Below are 17,245 nucleotides of genomic sequence, written 5' to 3' on the forward strand. Positions count from 1 at the left end.
TGAAGCTGGCCCCCTGCGCCTGGAGCGTTGCCCGTTGACTTCCCGTCCACCGCAGGTGGGCCGACTCGATTCCCTGTCGCTGCTGGCTATTTTTGTCACCATCGTGTTCTGGGCGTCGTCGTTCGCTGGCATCCGTGCGGGTCTGGAGGCCTTCACGCCCGGTCACCTCACGCTGTACCGCTTTCTGGTGGCCAGCCTCGCGCTGGCGGTTTACGCGGTGGTGGCACGCATCCCCCTTCCCAGCTGGCCCGACCTGCTACGGATCGGCTGGCTTAGCCTCTTTGGCATCACGCTGTACCACGTGTGCCTCAACTACGGCGAGGTCAGTGTGCCCGCCGGCACCGCGAGCCTGATCATCGCGGCCGGACCGGTGATCACGGCGCTGCTTGCCACCCGCTTTTCCGGTGAGCGGCTCAACCGCCTGGGCTGGCTGGGCACGCTGGTCAGCCTCTCGGGAGTGGCGCTGATCGTGCTGGGGCGCGGCGAGAGCATGGAGTTCACCCGCGGCGCCCTGCTGATCCTGGCGGCGGCGCTGTTTACCAGCGTGTATTTTGTCTTCCAAAAGCCCCTGCTGGCCCGGATGAACCCGCTGCACTTCACAGTCTGGAGCCTGATTCTGGGCACCATTCCCATGCTGATCTTTCTGCCGGGCTTCGGCACCGGGCTGACCCGTGCGCCACTGAACGCGCATCTGGCCGTGATCTATATCGGGCTGTTTCCAGCGGCGCTGGCCTACCTGACCTGGACCTTCGCGCTGGCGCGGGTAGGCGCCGGCGTGACCAGTTCCTTCCTCTACGTTTCACCCGTGTTGGCCATCCTGATCGCCTGGCTGTGGCTGGGCGAGCTGCCTTCACCCTTGTCAGTGGTGGGCGGACTGATCGCGGTGGCCGGAGTGGTGCTGGTGAATACACGCGGGCGCCCGGCCGTGGCAGCATGAGAACTGGTACAGAAATGATGGGCCATTACCTGCCTGGCCTGAACAGGACGCCGTCTCGGACAGGAAGCCCGCTACCCTGTCTCCCATGAACAGGCCTGTGGTGTGTGTCGGAGCACTGGTGTGGGGGCCGGACGGGCGGGTGCTGATCGTGCGGACCACCAAGTGGCGGGGCCTGTGGGGCGTTCCTGGTGGCAAGGTGGAATACGGTGAAACCCTGGTAGACGCCGTAGAGCGGGAACTGCGCGAGGAAGTGGGCCTGGACGTGTCAGACCTGCTCTATGCGCAGACCCAGGAAGCAGTGCTCAGCGACGAGTTCTGGCGCCCCGCACACCTGCTGCTGGTCGATTACTTTGCCAGCGTTTCCTCGCACGACGTGACGCCCAACGAGGAAATCGAGGAATGGGCCTGGGTCTCTCTGGACGAGATGGAAGAATTTCCGCTCAACACCTATACCCGCACGCTGGTGGAGCGGGCGCGTCAGGTCGGCCGCTAGGGCACGTCGCCCAGGGGGAACAGTACTCGCCGAGCACTATGGGAAAAGCCAGTACGAACGACCTCTACCGGGTCCGGCCGGGCGTTCAGATGAGACGAGGCCCTGGCTTAAACTCGTGGGTGCAAGGACTCGGCCCACCTTCCTGCATGCGGCTGAGGCTGATGGTCAACAGGTTCTCGAAAGTGTTCATGTTCAATTGACGGGAGAACTCCGCCTTCAGTGTGCCGATGACCTGCATTCTTGGTCCCGATACGGCAGTGTTGTCCTTCAGCCATAAACTGAGGGCCTGCACGTCGCCGGGTGTACTGCCCAGGCATTGCCGGGCAACCGTTCCCAAAACCTTAGCGACTTGCGAAAGCTCCAGATCAGTGAACGTCGTGCGGCGCGCCTGCAACCTGATATCGCGGATAGGCGTGAGGGCGACCCCACGTGTCGTCAGGCTGTACTCGAAGGGAACTGAATTCAGATGGGTAATTAAAAAGCTGTCGGGGCCAGTCGCCTGGATGTAGCCGCCGCCTTGAACCACAACCTGCTTCAGGGACAGCGGCGTCGCCAGGGCTGACGAAAGGAAGGTGAGGGCAGCCAGGGCAGGTAGGGTCTTCATGCAGGTCTCTCTATCCAAGAGAACACAGCAAGGACCTTCTGTCCTCCTGCCTTGCGGACACAACCTGGCCCCTGGCGGCGTTTCCATACGCTCCTTTCCCCAGGCATCCCGGCCCCGCCATGCGCTTGAATGGCATCATGCTGTCTGAACCGACCCTGCCGGATGTTCCGCTGACCCATCACGCCGACGCCCTGGCCCATCTGTCCAACGAGCCGGTCATGGCGGAGTTGATCGCCCTGAACGGTGACCTGCCGGTGTTCTCCCCTACCCCCGACCCTTTCGGAACGCTAGTGCGCAACGTGACCGGCCAGCAGCTGAGCGTGAAGGCCGCCGACCGGATCTATACCAGGCTTGTGGAGCAGCTTGGTGACCTCAGCGCACCCAGTATTCTGGCAACCACCGGGGATGACCTGCGCGCCGTGGGCCTGTCCTGGGCCAAGGTGCGGACCATTCAGGCCATAGCACAGGCAGCCCACAGCGGAGAGGTGGACTTTGGTCATCTGAGCAGTCTGCCGGACGAGGAAATTATCCGCGAGCTGGTGCCGCTGCCCGGCATCGGGCGCTGGACGGTGGAGATGTTCCTGATGTTCGCGCTGGCGCGGCCCAACGTGTTCAGCATGGGGGACCTTGCCCTGCGCCAGCATCTGGAAAGGCGCCACCCTGACCAGCCGGCCGCGGAGGTGCTGGCCCGGTGGGCGCCGTACCGCACTCTGGCCGCGCGCTACATCTGGGCTGAGGGGGCGCGCAGCAAGAAAGGTGGCGGCGCCCCAGCGTAGGACAGATCTGGCCCTACAGCGCCTGCAGATGCCGTTCAACTGAAAGGGGCGGCGGATTCAGGTAGCCCCCTGGACGGTCCTGACGTATCCGCCATTTCCATGAGGCGCGCCCCACCGCCCTTCTCCTAGACTGCGGCATGACAGAACGTATTCCGCTCGAAGCGCTGGCCGCCCTGCCCACCGTGACGGCCCTCCAGGTGTCGCACGCCGGGAACCACGTCGCTTTCTACGCCGACTGGACTGGGCGGTTTGAGCTGTATGTCCAGGACCTGCGCAGCGGCGAGAGTCGTCAGCTGACCAATGGCGAAGCGCCCAAAGCGGTGCGGTCGGGCTTCGTGTGGGGGCACGACGACACCCACCTGTACTTCAGCCGCGACGAGAACGGCAATGAGCGTCAGGCCCTCTTTGAGCTGGACGTAGCCTCCGGACAAGTGCGGGCACTGCAGCACGATCCCCAGAGCATGGACTACGCAGTGGATGTCCATCCGGACGGGCGCCTGCTGGTGAACAGCACACGCGGCGGCATGATGAACGTGCATGTCTATGACCCGGCGGCACCTGAAGACTCGGCCTGGACGGCACTGACGCAGCAACCGAACACCACCATGGCGTCGGCGTTCAGTCCCGACGGCACGCGCCTGACCCTGACCACCAACGAGAGCCCTGACCTGCGCAACACCGACGGCTATGTGCTGAACGCCGACGGCAGCGGCCTGCGCCGCATCTTCCGCGTGCGGGAGGGCAGCCGTGACAGTGTGGGCCACTGGCATCCCGACGGCCAGCGCGTGGCAGTCAGCAGCGACGCGAGCGGCAGCGGGCGCGTGGGCCTGCTGACCGTGGACACCGGAGAGGTCCAGTGGCTGACTTCCGAGAATGACCGGATCGAGGAAATGCCCGGCCGCTTCTCGCCGGACGGCCGCTGGCTGAGTGCCCTGCGCAACGTAGACAGCACCCTGACGCCGGTGCTGTACGACACCCGGACCGGACACGAGCGCACGCTGAAGCTGCCCGCGGGCGTTGCCGCCGGCACAGACTTCGCGCTGGGCGGCACGAAGCTGCTGCTGCAGTTCACGACCACCACGACCCGTTCGGAGGTGCTGCTTTATGACCTGGAGCACGATCGCTACGACGTGCTGATTCCGGCCGATTACGGTGAGCTCGACCCGGCCGACTTCGTGGCTGGCGAGTACGTCCGCTACCCCACCACCGACGGCCTGGAGGTTCCGGCCATCCTGTACCGGCCGCATGACGCTGCACCCGGGCAGAAACTCCCGGCGCTGGTTCACGTGCACGGCGGACCGACCGCGCAGTTCTTCCGGGGCTTCGACGCCCAGGCGCAGTTCCTGGCCGACAGGGGCTACGTGGTGCTCTCGCCCAACATTCGCGGCAGCACCGGGTACGGCGTGGCGTGGCGCGACGCCAACCTGCGCGACTGGGGCGGGCGTGATCTGGAGGACGTGGCGGCGGGGGCCGAGTACCTGGGGACCTTACCTGAGGTGGACCCGGCGCGGCTGGGCATTTTCGGGGGCAGCTTCGGTGGCTACATGAGCTACCTCGCGGCGGTGAAGAAACCGGACCTCTTCAAGGTCAGCGTTCCCATCGTGGGCATCAGCGACCTGCGCCAGTTGCACGAGGACAACAGCCGGGTGATGCCTCAGCTGGGCTACTACTTCCGCACCATGATGGGTGACCCCGAGGAGAACGCCGAGCTGTGGCGTGACCGCAGCGCCGTGACCCACGCAGCCCAGCTCAAGGCCCACATGTTCATGATGCACGGCACCAACGACCCGCGGTGCCCGATCAACCAGGCGCGCGGCTTCCGCGACGCGCTGCTGGCCCAGGGCCGGCAGGAGGGGCAGGACTTCGAGTACGTGGAGTTTGACGACGAGGGGCACGGCGCGGGTGACATTGCCGGCAAGACCCGCAGCTACCGGCTGATGGCGGACTATTTTGCGCGGCGGCTGTAAACGGCCGTCCCCTCAGGACACGCCATGAACGACGAGCAGCTCTCGCGCCGGCTGTCGTACCTGCTGCGCCACGCCCCGCAGAAGGCCGGATTGACCCTGGAACCGGGAGGCTGGGCGCCACTTGCGCCGGTGCTGGCGCACCTGAAGGTCACCCGGGAGCAGGTTGAGCGGGTGGTGGCGACCAACAACAAGCAGCGCTTCACGCTGGATGGCGAGCGCATCCGCGCCAACCAGGGCCACAGCGTCGAGGTGGACCTGCGCCTGCCGCTGGCGGTGCCGCCGGCGAGGCTGTACCACGGCACCCATCCCGCCGCACTGGACGCCATCCGCCGGGAGGGACTGCGGCCTATGCAGCGCCATCACGTGCACCTGTCGCGCGACCCGGAAACGGCCCGGCAGGTCGGCGCCCGGCGCGGTACCCCGGTAATCCTGACAGTGCAGTCGGGAACCATGCACGACGCCGGACACAGCTTTTACCGGAGCGACAATGGCGTCTGGCTGACAGAGGCCGTCCCACCGGAATTCCTCACCTTTCCCTGATGGGCCAGACTGTTACCCTGGCGCCATGAACCTTGAAGCCGCCCGATCCGCCCTGCGCGCCGCCCGGCGTGTCGCCGTGCTGACCGGAGCCGGCGTGAGTGCCGAGAGCGGTATTCCCACCTTCCGCGATGCCCAGACCGGCCACTGGGCGCGCTTTCGCCCCGAGGACCTGGCCAGCCCGGACGCCTACCGGCAGGATCCAGACACCGTCTGGGAGTGGTACGCCGGACGCTACCGCGACGTGCTGCGGGCCGAGCCCAACGGTGCTCACCGCCTGCTGGCCCAGCTTGAAGAGCTCAAAGGGGAAGGGTTTCTGCTGGCCACCCAGAATGTGGACGGCCTGCACGCCCGCGCCGGCAGCCGTCGGCTGGTGGAACTGCACGGCAACCTGCTCAGTGCCCGGGATGAGGTCACCGGAGAGGTATTTGCGCTGCCCGACCCGGACACGCTGGAAACGCCCCCTGTGTCTCCCAACGGTCACCGCATGCGTCCCAACATTGTGTGGTTCGGTGAGTTCCTGCCTGAAGATGCCCTGGAAACGGCAGCAGAGGCTTTTGCCAGTGCCGAGGTGGCGCTGGTCGTGGGCACCAGCGGCGTGGTGTATCCGGCCGCCGGCCTGGCTTTCGAGACCCTGCGCAGCGGCGGCGTGGTCATCGAGGTCAATCCGGAGATCACTGAACTGACGTCGCTTCTGTCGTTCAGCGTACGCGACGTGGCCTCCCGTGGGCTGGCGGCTCTGCTGGAATAGTCCCCGGAACCTGAACAAGTCCGCCGTTGCCTGGCTTCAGATGCACTAATCTGCTTGCGGCCCGCCGTGACGCGGGGGGCCAGCTTCCTTCGGGGCGGGGTGAGATTCCCCACCGGCGGTGATGGTGCCTTTGGAACATGCCTAAACCCATGTCCACACTCACCTCAGCCCGCGAAGCCCGCGCAAACCGCACCACGCGTGGGCCCGACCCGGTGAGATTCCGGGGCCGACGGTGACGCTGCGACCAGAGACGCGTGGAATACGGCAAGACAGGCGAAGGGCCGTCCCTGCGCCTCCGGCCACCCAGGCGTTTGCTGATCAGCTCAGTCCGGATGAGAGAAGGAGGACACGTTCTGCCTGCCACCCCGGCGGGCGACGTCGAAGTATGTATACAGAGCATCCGCCTGACGCGGAATACATGAGACTGGCCCTCAGTGAGGCCGCACGCGGCGTGGGCCGTACCACGCCCAACCCCCCGGTAGGGTGCGTGATCGTGCAGGGCGGGCAGGTGATGGGCCGCGGCTTTCACCCCAGGGCGGGCGAGCCGCACGCAGAGGTCTTTGCGCTGCGGGAGGCGGGCGAGCAGGCACGCGGCGCAACTGCCTACGTGACCCTGGAACCGTGCAGCCATTTTGGCCGGACGCCCCCCTGCGTAGACGCGCTGATCGCCGCTGGCGTGGCCCGGGTGGTCATCGCGGCCCTGGACCCCAACCCCCGCGTGGGGGGTCAGGGGGCCTCGCGCCTGCGTGCGGCGGGAATCGACGTGACCGTGGGCGTGGCTGAAGAACAGGCCGTGCACCAGCAGGCGGGCTTCCGCAGCCTGGTGATGCGGGGGCGCCCCTGGGTGATCTACAAATACGCCATGACCCTGGACGGCAAGGTGGCCGCGCTGGACACCAGCGGCCGGAGTGAGGCCAACGGTCTGGTCACCGGCCTGGCCTCGCGTGCCCGGGTCATGGCGTGGCGCAACGAGGTAGACGGAATTGCGGTCGGCAGCGGAACGGTCACGACCGACGACCCGCTGCTGACCACCCGCGGCGTGGAGGGTGGCCGCGACCCGCGCCCGGTGGTCTTCGACGGTCAGGGCCGCACGTCGGCCAGCGCGCGAGTGATCCGTCCCGGTACCGTGGTCGTCACGGCGCCCGGGATGGACCTGAGCACGCATGAGGCGGCCGGAGCCCAGGTGATCTATGCCGCGCAACCCCGTGAGGCCCTGACCGAACTGGGCCGCCTGAATTTCTCAACGCTGTTCGTCGAGGGCGGCCCCACCCTGGCCGGCAGCCTGCTGAACGCCGGGCTGGTGGACGAAGTACGCGCCTTTGTGGCTCCCAAGCTGCTGGGCGCTGGTCTGAATCCGCTGACAGGGCCGCTGCGGCCCATGCGTGAGGCTCAGGTCCTGCGCGACGTCACCTTCGAACCTCTGGGCGCGGATCTCCTGGTCCGGGGCCTGCTGAACGACATTCCCCGCCTGAACGCGGGAGGAGCCAACTGATGTTTACCGGAATAATCGAGCAGGTGGGCCGCGTGACGCGCGCCACCGAACAGGAAGGCAATCTGACCGTTACCGTAGCGCCCGCACAGATGTGGAACGACGTGGCCCTGGGCGAGAGCATCGCAGTGAACGGAACCTGCTTGACCGTCACAGAGTGGGACGGGACCGGCTTTACCGTGGACCTGAGCCACGAGACCCTGGCCAAAACCGCCCCCCACTGGCAGGAGGGGGACGTGGTGAACCTGGAGCGCGCCATGACGGCCGGCGCGCGCTTTGGTGGTCACGTGGTCAGCGGCCATGTGGACGGCGTGGGAGAAATTCTGCAGATCGACGCCCAGCCCGGGGCCTACACCATGACGGTGCAGGCCCCGGCTGAGCTGGCCCGTTTCCTGGTGCCCAAGGGCAGCGTGACGGTGGACGGCGTGAGCCTGACGGTGGTGGACGTGGGCGGTCCGGCCGGCAGCCGCGCCGACCTGCGCGCCGACGAGTTCACCCTGTGGCTGGTGCCGCACACGCTGGCTGTGACTTCCCTGCACACCTGGAAGGTGGGCACGAAGGTGAACCTGGAGGCCGACCAGATGGCCAAATACCTGGAACGGCTGTTGCGCATGCGCGACTGGAAGCCGGACGCGCAGGGCACGGCGGAGGTGGGCGCATGACCCTGGCTTCCATTCCTGAACTGCTGGCTGAATTGCGCGCCGGACGCCCGGTGGTCGTGGTGGACGACGAGAGCCGCGAGAACGAAGGCGACCTGCTGATGCCGGCCGAGGCCGCCACGCCCGAATGGGTCAACTTCATGGCGCGCGAGGGCCGCGGGCTGATCTGCGTGACCCTCCCACCCGAGCGGGCCACGGCCCTGAACCTGGCTCCCATGGTCGGTGCCGGCAGCTTCGGTCAGGGCAGCGACCCCAACGGCACGGCCTTCACGGTCAGTGTGGATCACGTGACCAACTCCACCGGCATCAGCGCCTTTGACCGCGCCGCGACCATTGCCGCGCTGGTCAACCCGGACGCCCGCCCCGAAGAGTTCCGCCGCCCCGGGCATATCTTTCCGCTGGTGGCGCGTCCGGGTGGGGTGCTGCGCCGGGCCGGTCACACCGAGGCCGGCTGTGATCTGGCGCGGCTGGCCGGGTACGCCCCGGCTGGCGTGATCTGCGAGATCATGAACGACTCCGGCGAGATGAGCCGCCTACCCGAACTACTGGAGTTTGCCGAGAAACACAGCCTGAAGGTGGGCAGCATCGAGGCGCTGATCGCCTACCGCATGGAGCACGATCCCTTTATGCAGCTGGTGGCCGAGGCAGATTTGCCTACCGAATATGGCCAGTTCCGCATCCTGGGCTTCCAGGACTCCCTGAGTGGTGCCGAGCACGTTGCTCTGGTGATGGGAGAGGTCACGCCGGAGCCTCTGCTGGTGCGGGTACACAGCGAGTGCCTGACCGGCGACGGCTTTCACTCGCTGCGCTGCGACTGCGGCCCCCAGCGTGACGCAGCCATGCAGGCCATCGCCGAGGAAGGCCGTGGGGTGCTGGTCTACCTGCGTCAGGAGGGACGTGGCATCGGCCTGCTCAACAAGATCCGCGCCTACCACCTGCAGGACGGCGGAGCCGACACGGTGGACGCCAACCTGCAGCTGGGGTTCCCCGCCGACGCCCGGGACTTCGGGATCGGCGCGCAGATGCTGCACCTCCTGGGTGCGCGGCGCCTGCGCGTGCTGACCAACAATCCGCGCAAGCTGCACTCTCTGGGAGGCTTTGGGCTGGAGGTCATCGAGCGCGTACCACTGCATGCGGGCCGCAACGTCCACAACGACGCCTATCTCAGCACCAAGGCCACCCGTCTCGGGCACATCGGCACCGACGGCAGCGGCGACTAAGCAGCAGCCGGGGACCGTGACAGCTCCACGGTCCCCGGCTGACCGCTGCCTGAGTTTCCCGAAAGCACCTGCTTCCCCATCCCGGAGTTTCCCATGAACCGAATCGAAGCCCATCTGCTGGCCACCGACCTGAAATTCGCCATCATCTCGACCCGCTGGAACCACCTGATCGTGGACCGGCTGGTCGAAGGCGCCGAGCTCGCCTTTGTGCAGCATGGTGGCCGAAGCGAGAACCTGGACCACTATCTTTCCCCCGGCGCCTACGAGGTTCCGCTGATCGCCCGCAAACTGGCCGAGTCGGGCCGCTATGACGCCATCATCTGCCTGGGGGCTGTGATCAAGGGCGACACCGACCACTACGATTTCGTGGCGGGCGGCGCGGCCAACGGCATCCTGAACACCTCGCTGCACACCGGTGTGCCGGTCGCCTTTGGCGTGCTGACCACCGACACGGTCGAGCAGGCCCTGAACCGGGCAGGGATTAAGGCCGGCAACAAAGGAGCTGAAGCGACCCTGGCCATGATCGAGACCGTCAACCTGCTGCGCCAGATTCCCTCGTCCTGAAATTTCAGCTGCCCCGGGCCACGACACCTGCTCGTGGTCCCTTTTGCTGCCAGCCGCGCAACCGCGACACACGTCACATCCTGGCGTGACGCTGCCCGGTAGAGTGTTACGTTTGTTCGGGGCCTGCAGAGTCGTCCCGAAAAGGGGTGAGATGACATGACGGCAGCCGAAGCACTACACGACCAGACCTATCCTGCGCCGATCAAGGCCGTGGAAACCGGCAGCCCGGCCGAGCGGGCGGGTGTGCGTCCGGGGGACGTGCTGCTGCGCGTTAACGGTCAGGCCGTGACGGACGTGCTGGCCTACCGTCATCTGCTGACCCAGGGACAGGCTACCCTGGAGATCGCCCGGCCCCACGAGGCCCCCCGCGTGATGACCGGCGTGCCCGGCACCGCGCAGGACCACCACCGCCTGCTGCTCAGCGCGCCGCCCAGTCTGGACGACACCTTTACCTTCACGGTGGAGTGGGAAGACCCCGGGCTGGAGTTCGAGGAAGTGCTGTTCGACGGCATCAAGAAGTGTGCCAACAAGTGCGACTTCTGCTACGTGCACCAGATGCCGCGGGGCTTTCGCAAGAGCCTGTACATCATGGACGACGACTACCGTCTGTCATTCCTGTACGGCTCCTTCGTCACCCTGACCAACCTGACCGAGGGGGACATCAACCGGATTCTGGACGAGAACCTCTCCCCGCTGTACGTGTCGGTGCACACCGCCAATCAGGACCTGCGCCAGGACATGATGAAGTGGTGGAAACTGAAGGTCAAAGACCCTCAGGCCGTGCAGATCCGCGGCATGATCGAGCGCCTGGAGAGCATCGACCTGTACACCCAGATCGTGCTGGTGCCGGGGCGCAACGACCGCGAGCATCTGGATGACACGGTCGAGTACCTCTCGAGCCGCCCCAACGTGATCTCGGCGGCGGTGGTACCCATCGGCCTGACCGGGCACCGCACCAACCTGCCGGACGTGCGTACCTTCACCCGCGAGGAAGCGCAGGACACCCTCAGGCGCCTCAACGTCTGGCGCCGGCAGTTTCTGGCCGAACGCGGCACCCGCTTCGTGTTTCCCAGTGACGAGCTGTACCTGCTGGCCGGTGAACCGCTGCCGACCGAGGAAGAGTACGAGGGCTTTCCCATGCTGGAAAACGGCGTGGGCATGATCCGCGACTTCCTGACCGAGGGCCTGCCGGAGCTCCCCGCTTCCCTGCCCCAACCGCGCAAGGTGATCCTGAGCACGGGGCTGCTGTTTGCCGAGTCCCTGGACCGCGCCGTGGAACCCCTGCGCGCCATTGAGGGCCTGACGCTGGAGGTCCGCGCTGTGGAAAACAGGACCTTCGGCAAGGTCACGACTGTGGCCGGCCTGCTGACTGGCCGCTGCTTTCGCCACGCAGTCAAACCCGGAGAGGCGGACCTGCTGATCGTGCCGCCGACCACCCTGCGTTACGGCACCGAGCTGATGCTGGACGACACCAGCCTGACCGAGTTGCGAAATGAATTCCGGATGGACGTGCGCGCCGGCGGCGCCACGCTGGGCGAACTGGGCCGAGTGATCCTGCAGGGCGTGGACACCAGCGGGCACCAGTGGGGCATGAGTGCCCACGCCGTCAAGGAGCAGCGCGGGCAGGCCTGAGCCCAGGCCGCAGCGGTTCTCGAAGTTCCTGTCAGAGCACGGCGCGGCCAACGGTTGCACCGTGTTTCCTGGGGTGGAACACTCCGGGACATGCTGAGTGGGTTTCAGAAATTCCTGATGCGCGGCAACCTGATTGACCTCGCGGTGGGCGTCATTATCGGCGCGGCCTTCAACGGCGTGGTCAAGTCCTTTACAGACGGCGTCATTATGCCGGTCATCGGCATCTTCGGCGGGATTCCGAACTTTGACAGGCTCAGCTTCGTCATCAACGGCAGCGTCTTTAAATACGGTCTCTTTCTCACGGCCCTGGTGAATTTTATGATCACCGGCGCCGTGATCTACTTTTTTGTGATCACACCCGTCAACCGCCTGATGGAACGCTTCAAACAGGAAGAGAAGCCAGCTGCCACTGAGCCCAGCAACGAGGAGAAACTGCTGGCCGAAATCCGCGACGAACTGCGCAGGCGACCGGTCTCTCCTCCATAAATCAGCCGGCCAGAGGACTATGCTGACAGCATGACCATGAATCCTGCCGAGATCTACGCCCGCAACTTCCTGATGCACCGCGGCGCCCTGATGGACCTGTACGCCCAGTTGCCCGAGGATCAGGGCACCTTCAGCGCCTGGGAGGGCGGCATGACCTTTATCGGTCTGGCTGACCACCTGTCGGGCAGCTGTCAGCGCCTGCTGTCCATGGTTGCCGGCGAAACGCCGGGTGCTGTGGCGGGCAGCGCCACACTGCAGGAGGCCCGGGGCCGTCTGGAAACCACCGGCGAGCAGGTCGCCAGCGCCATCCGCGCTATGAGCCCAGACGATCTGGGACGCCGTGTGGTCGCCTTCGGGGGCCGCGAGATGCCGGCAGCAGCGTTGCTTGACGCCATGGTCAGTCACGAGGCCCACCACAAGGGACAGGTCTGGATGATGGCCCGCATGATCGGCATCAAGCCGCCGATGTACGTCAAGATGGGCTGAGCAGGGCAGGCATAAAGAAGGGGAGGCGCACCAGTGCGCCTCCCCTTCCCTGCTGCCGCTAGTTCACCATCTTGGTCTTGTTGGTCACAAAGTCCATCAGCACGTACTGGCCGATGTTCTGCGGCGTGGTGAAGTAGGCCTTGCCACGGGTCATCTCCGAGACACGGCGCACGAAACCCACCAGTTCCGGGTCGCGCGCCAGCATGAAGGTGTTGACCTGAATTCCGCTGCGACGGCAGTTGGCGACCTCGCGCAGGGTGGCACCAAGCACGTAGGGGTCCAGGCCATAGGCGTTCTTGTAGATGCGCCCATCCGGCAGCGTGAGGGCCGAGGGTTTGCCGTCGGTGATCATCACGATCTGCTTCATGTCCTTGTTCTCGCGCTTCAGGAGCTGCTGCGCCAGCCTCAGGCCACCGGCCGTATTGGTGTGGTACGGGCCGATCTGCGCCTGTGCCAGCTTACCCACCGGCACTTCCTCGGCACTGTCGTGAAACAGCACGAATTTCAGGGTGTCGCCAGGGTACTGCGTGCGAATCAGGTGCGCCAGGGCCAGGGCCACCTGCTTGGCCGGGGTGAAGCGGTCCTCGCCGTACAGGATCATGGAGTGCGAGCAATCCAGCATGACCACGGTCGCTGCCGAGGAGTTGTACTCGGCCTGCCGGATCACCAGGTCCGATTCCTCCAGCTGATCGAAACCCTTGGAAATCACGTTGCCCAGCGTGGCGGTGGTGTCCAGGTTCATGGTGTCCCCGAACTCGTAGCTTTTGAGCTCTCCGCTCATCTCGACGCCCGAGGCGTACTCACGGGTGTCGTGGGCACCAGCACTGCTGCGGCCCAGGCCGCCCATCAGGTCGCGCAGGCTCTTGTACCCCAGGAAGTCGATGCTCTTGTCGGTCAGCTGGAAAGTGGCCTCGCCGCCCTCACCAGCACCCCCCTGACCGTCAGCGTCGTCAAATTCCTTGCGGATAAACCCGTCCTGCTGCAACCTGTCCATCAGGCGCTGAATCTGCTGGCCCAGCTGGGTCTCACGCACGTCATCCGACTGCATGGCCTCAAGCAGCTGGTCTTCGGGGATCATGTTGCGCTCGGCCAGCGCCTCCAGAATCGCGTCGAACAGATCATCCATGCTGGGGCGCGCGTTGGGGTCGGGGTCGTAGGGGTCGTTCATGCCCTGCCCCAGCAGCGCTTCCTGAATCATCTGCATCAGCTCACTGCTTTCGAGCTGATCCAGTTCCCCCTCGAACTTGCTGTACCGCGTAATCCGCGCCATAAGCTGCAACCTCCGTGCTCCTCAGCATGGCGTGAAAGGCGAGGGGCGTTTGTAATGCCGGGGCTGTGCTGCTGGTTCCTGTGGATCAGGAGAACAGTTGCCCCTCCGCCCGGTCAGCGTGGGCGGGCAGTGACGGTCTGCGTCATCGTCATGGGCATTTTCAAGATCACGTCGTCCATCTGCATGGTCATGACCATCTGCATGCTGGACTGCTGGGTCATGGGGCCCGGCAGTCCGTCCGGGCGGTAGGCGCTGCTGCCCGAGGTCTGAACATTGACCAGTTCCATGGTCATGGCTGGCATCCCACCCTTCCCGCCCAGGCTCATCCGGTAGCCGTCGGACCGGCCCGAGACCGTGAAGGTGTGCAGGCCCTGCGCATTGACCCCCGCGTAGGTGGTCGTCGTCGTCGTTTTCAGGGGACTGGTCTTGATGTCACGCAGTGCAGCGGCCACCTCGGGGTCCTGGCCGGCGATACCCTGCAGAACCGCGCTCATGATCTCCTGTAGGTCCACGGTCGCCGTCTGCGTATGCACGGCGCCCTTGACCAGCGGCCGGCCGTAAATTCCGGTGTGGTCCGCTCCACTCTGGCTGGCGAACTGCCTGAGCTTTTCGGAGGTGAATCCAGCCAGCATGGCCTTCATCATGGGGTGGTCCGAGTCCATGCTCAGGCTGGTGACGATGCCGCTGGGCGCGACCTGCTGCGTCATGCGCAGGGTCAGTGGAGCCTTTTCGCCGGGAATGCTCTGGATCATGCTGGTCAGCAGAGTGACCGAGCCGTCCGCGGCCCGGGCCGCCACCCTTACGAACAGCTTGCCGGCTATGGCTGGCACATTTGTCTGGCCCATGCCGCGGCTCATCTCCTGCTGCATGGCCTGCAGTTTTGCTGCCGGTACCTGCCGCCCCGGCACGGCCGTGACCTCCACTTTCCCCATGCTCATGCGGGACTCGGTCGTGATCTGCAACTCCACCGTCGTACCGACCGGCGCGGTGATCCGGAGCCCGGTGCCCATGGCGGCCGGCGTACTGGCCGGCACCGTACTGACCGGTACCGTGGCCGGCGCATTTCCCTGAGCAACGGCAGGGGCGGAAAGAAGAAGGGCCGTCAGGGCAATTGTTCGCATACCGGGGTATACGCCAGGGGCCGGCGCGCGGTTCCCGGACCAGCCAGGGGCCTCATGCGGCAAAATAGGAGGATGACCGATTCCCGCTCGACCCGACCCGACGCACGCCTGGTGCTCCTGCACGCCGAGCGGGGTGACCCGCACGCGCGCCTGACCGGGGCTCTCGCGGCCCTGGAAGGTGCGGACTGGGGCCTGCTGCTCTCCGGTGAAGAGGCCCTGTCGCGGCAGCTGGCCAGCCTTCTGGGTGGCGGAACCCTGCGGGTGGATTCCCGGGTGCGCGCGAACCGTGAAGCGCTGGCTGGGGCCGGACTGGCTGTGGCGGGCCTGGACGCCGAGTGGCGCGGCGCCCGCGCAGTGTGGCTGCTCGAACCAGACGCCGAGACCCTGGAGCGTGCCCGCCGGGCGGGTGTCAGGGTCGTGGTCGACGCGACCCTGGCGCCCGGAAGCAGCTGGTTTACAGCCGGAGCCGATCTGGTGGTGTACCGCGACAGTGTCACGCTCAGCGGCCACGCGGACGCCCCACTGGCCGTGCTGTTCGGCACGGGCCGCGCCCCCGAGGCAGTCGGCGCCCCGCCCAGCGACCTGAGTGTGGCGCTGGTCCTGCGAGACGTGGCCACCCTGCCGCTGCGGCTGGCCCGCGCGGCGCGCACCACCGCGACCCTCTCCGAGCGCCTGGGCGGCGCGGTACAGGGAGCCGGTCCCACCGCTCTGCTGCTGGCACCCGACGCCGCCTCCGACACCCCGCAGGCTCTGGGGGGTGTGCTGGCAGCCGCCCGCAGCGTTCCGGGCGGTGTGCTGCTCACTCCCGGACTTCAGGAAGCTGAGGTTGCCCTGGCCCTGCTGCACGGGGCGGCAGAATTCCGCCAGCCCGAACAGCGTGAGCCGGCCCACCCGGAAGTCGCCCGTGCCGAGGAGGGCCGCCGGGACGACGGGCGCCGGGATGACCAGCGGCGTGATGTGACGCGCCGGGACGAAGGCCGCCGCGAGGACCGCCGCGACCACCGCTTTGAGGGCCGCCGCGACGGGGGTCGTGATGGAGGACGACGCGACGCATTCCGGCGTGGTGGAGACCGCCCTGGCCGCTTCTCACGCGGGGACCAGCCGTCCCAGGCGGGGCCCGACAGGCCTGCCGAGCCCGAGCGCTTCACCTTCGAAGCCCCGCAGGCCGCAGCCGACACGGCTCCTGTCCAGCCGGCCGTGACGTTCCCGGCAGCCGAGGAAACCTGGGAGCCTGAAATCGTGTTCAGTGGTCAGCCTCCGCACCCGCAGGTGACACTGCCGACTCCGGTGAGCTCGGGACCCGACGCCCCCAACCTGCCGGTGCTGCCGGACGTGCTGCACCAGCCGGAGCATCTGGCCGCCGCCGACGAAATGTCCGGCGACCAGAACGACACCGCGCCCCAGGAACCGGCGCCAGGCACTGCGGACAGCGGCACGGATGACGGTGACGCTTCAGGGACCACCGGCCCGGCAGCTACGGTTGAGGCCACCGCAGTTGAGGCCGACATTGCTGAACCAGCCTCACCCGCCACCCTGCTGGCTCCGGACCTGCCCAAGGGCAAGGAAGATCCCAGCGCCGACCTGACCGACGAACAGGCCGCCGTCTACGCGCGGCTGCGTGAATGGCGCAATGCTGAGGCCAAACGTCAGGAGATCAGCCGCTTCATCATTGCCAGCAACGCCACCCTGGCCGAGATCGCCCGGCGTATTCCCTACACTGAGGCGGACCTCAGGGCCGTCAAGGGCATGGGCCCGGAGCGGCTGCGCAAGTACGGCGACAAGATTCTGGAAGTCGTGCGCGGCTGAGGCGCCAGGACCGGGATCAGTCTGCTTCAGGCCCGGCGATCAGTGCCGGGCCGTACCGGTGTTCAACCGGGAGCGGCGCGTCCTCGTGGACCGCCTGAGCAATCCGGCTGGCCAGCGGAAATTCCATGGCGGCGTACCAGCCTTCCTCCAGCCCTTCAGGGCGCTGGCGATACACGCACAGGGTCGGGCCGTAGCTGCACGCGCCCAGGCAGCCGCTGGTAGTCAGGCGTACACTGCCGCCCTGCTTGTAGTACGACAGGGCCTCGCGCTCCAGGTGTTTCCACAGTGCCTGATACAGCAGCGAAGATCCTCTTGCCTGACAGCTATTTCCCTGACAGACCAGCAGGTGACCACGGGTGGGATAGTACTTCGGGGGCATACAGAAAACTCCTCGGAAGATCGGGGATATGAGTGGGCTTGCCTGGAGAGTCCCAGAGATGAGCAGTC

General features: G+C 66.4%; 18 protein-coding genes. 14 read left to right on the plus strand and 4 right to left on the minus strand.

Features of this window, described 5'->3' with window-relative positions; all coding sequences use genetic code 11:
• Window positions 1-34: 34 nt before the first annotated feature.
• Together IEY49_RS11670 and IEY49_RS11675 are read left to right on the plus strand one after the other, a co-directional pair.
• Window positions 35-937: a DMT family transporter gene (locus IEY49_RS11670; RefSeq protein ID WP_189008641.1), complete on the plus strand. Its 903-nt coding sequence runs from the start codon at window positions 35-37 to the stop codon at window positions 935-937.
• 85 nt (window positions 938-1,022) lie between these two features.
• A complete protein-coding gene (locus tag IEY49_RS11675; RefSeq protein ID WP_189008644.1) occupies window positions 1,023-1,430 on the plus strand; it encodes an NUDIX domain-containing protein in 408 nt (135 codons plus the stop codon).
• Between the two features lie 85 nt (window positions 1,431-1,515).
• On the opposite strand, the gene IEY49_RS11680 is transcribed toward IEY49_RS11675, so the two are convergent.
• The gene (locus tag IEY49_RS11680) at window positions 1,516-2,121 is read right to left on the minus strand and encodes a hypothetical protein (RefSeq protein WP_229780759.1); all 606 of its coding nucleotides are present in this window, start codon (window positions 2,119-2,121) and stop codon (window positions 1,516-1,518) included.
• A 50-nt stretch (window positions 2,122-2,171) separates the two neighbouring features.
• Here IEY49_RS11680 and IEY49_RS11685 point away from each other — a divergent pair, with 50 nt between their 5' ends.
• The 11 genes from IEY49_RS11685 to IEY49_RS11735 all read left to right on the plus strand — a co-directional run bounded on the left by IEY49_RS11685 (window position 2,172) and on the right by IEY49_RS11735 (window position 12,601).
• Window positions 2,172-2,810 (plus strand): DNA-3-methyladenine glycosylase family protein, encoded by a 639-nt coding sequence (locus IEY49_RS11685; protein ID WP_229780760.1) that lies wholly within the window; start codon window positions 2,172-2,174, stop codon window positions 2,808-2,810.
• A 137-nt stretch (window positions 2,811-2,947) separates the two neighbouring features.
• Entirely contained in the window at window positions 2,948-4,777 is a 1,830-nt protein-coding gene (locus tag IEY49_RS11690; protein WP_189008654.1) for a S9 family peptidase, read from the plus strand.
• A 24-nt stretch (window positions 4,778-4,801) separates the two neighbouring features.
• The gene (locus tag IEY49_RS11695; RefSeq protein WP_189008657.1) at window positions 4,802-5,317 is read left to right on the plus strand and encodes an RNA 2'-phosphotransferase; all 516 of its coding nucleotides are present in this window, start codon (window positions 4,802-4,804) and stop codon (window positions 5,315-5,317) included.
• Between the two features lie 25 nt (window positions 5,318-5,342).
• Entirely contained in the window at window positions 5,343-6,065 is a 723-nt protein-coding gene (locus IEY49_RS11700) for an SIR2 family NAD-dependent protein deacylase (protein ID WP_189008660.1), read from the plus strand.
• 385 nt (window positions 6,066-6,450) lie between these two features.
• Entirely contained in the window at window positions 6,451-7,557 is a 1,107-nt protein-coding gene (gene ribD, locus IEY49_RS11705; RefSeq protein ID WP_189008663.1) for a bifunctional diaminohydroxyphosphoribosylaminopyrimidine deaminase/5-amino-6-(5-phosphoribosylamino)uracil reductase RibD, read from the plus strand.
• Entirely contained in the window at window positions 7,557-8,216 is a 660-nt protein-coding gene (locus IEY49_RS11710; protein ID WP_189008666.1) for a riboflavin synthase, read from the plus strand. The genes ribD and IEY49_RS11710 overlap by 1 nt, the downstream gene beginning before the upstream one ends.
• Entirely contained in the window at window positions 8,213-9,433 is a 1,221-nt protein-coding gene (locus IEY49_RS11715) for a bifunctional 3,4-dihydroxy-2-butanone-4-phosphate synthase/GTP cyclohydrolase II (RefSeq protein ID WP_189008669.1), read from the plus strand. The genes IEY49_RS11710 and IEY49_RS11715 overlap by 4 nt, the downstream gene beginning before the upstream one ends.
• Before the next feature lie 93 nt (window positions 9,434-9,526).
• The gene (gene ribH, locus IEY49_RS11720) at window positions 9,527-9,997 is read left to right on the plus strand and encodes a 6,7-dimethyl-8-ribityllumazine synthase (RefSeq protein WP_189008672.1); all 471 of its coding nucleotides are present in this window, start codon (window positions 9,527-9,529) and stop codon (window positions 9,995-9,997) included.
• Window positions 9,998-10,153: 156 nt separating this feature from the next.
• Window positions 10,154-11,629 (plus strand): DUF512 domain-containing protein, encoded by a 1,476-nt coding sequence (locus tag IEY49_RS11725; protein ID WP_189008675.1) that lies wholly within the window; start codon window positions 10,154-10,156, stop codon window positions 11,627-11,629.
• Window positions 11,630-11,719: 90 nt separating this feature from the next.
• Complete coding sequence (mscL, locus tag IEY49_RS11730) at window positions 11,720-12,115, plus strand: large conductance mechanosensitive channel protein MscL (protein WP_189008677.1); 396 nt, start codon at window positions 11,720-11,722, stop codon at window positions 12,113-12,115.
• Between the two features lie 30 nt (window positions 12,116-12,145).
• Window positions 12,146-12,601, plus strand: coding sequence for a DinB family protein (locus IEY49_RS11735; protein ID WP_189008680.1), 456 nt, complete (start codon window positions 12,146-12,148; stop codon window positions 12,599-12,601).
• Between the two features lie 58 nt (window positions 12,602-12,659).
• On the opposite strand, the gene IEY49_RS11740 is transcribed toward IEY49_RS11735, so the two are convergent.
• Window positions 12,660-13,871, minus strand: coding sequence for a vWA domain-containing protein (locus IEY49_RS11740; protein WP_189008683.1), 1,212 nt, complete (start codon window positions 13,869-13,871; stop codon window positions 12,660-12,662).
• Window positions 13,872-13,984: 113 nt separating this feature from the next.
• On the minus strand, window positions 13,985-14,992 hold the full coding sequence (locus tag IEY49_RS11745) for a hypothetical protein (protein WP_189008685.1): 1,008 nt from the start codon (window positions 14,990-14,992) through the stop codon (window positions 13,985-13,987).
• 72 nt (window positions 14,993-15,064) lie between these two features.
• Between IEY49_RS11745 and IEY49_RS11750 the strand changes: the two genes are divergently transcribed.
• On the plus strand, window positions 15,065-16,798 hold the full coding sequence (locus IEY49_RS11750) for an HRDC domain-containing protein (protein WP_189008688.1): 1,734 nt from the start codon (window positions 15,065-15,067) through the stop codon (window positions 16,796-16,798).
• Between the two features lie 16 nt (window positions 16,799-16,814).
• On the opposite strand, the gene IEY49_RS11755 is transcribed toward IEY49_RS11750, so the two are convergent.
• The gene (locus IEY49_RS11755; RefSeq protein WP_189008691.1) at window positions 16,815-17,177 is read right to left on the minus strand and encodes a (2Fe-2S) ferredoxin domain-containing protein; all 363 of its coding nucleotides are present in this window, start codon (window positions 17,175-17,177) and stop codon (window positions 16,815-16,817) included.
• Window positions 17,178-17,245: the final 68 nt, after the last annotated feature.

It is taken from the genome of Deinococcus malanensis (genome assembly GCF_014647655.1).
GTDB lineage: Bacteria > Deinococcota > Deinococci > Deinococcales > Deinococcaceae > Deinococcus > Deinococcus malanensis.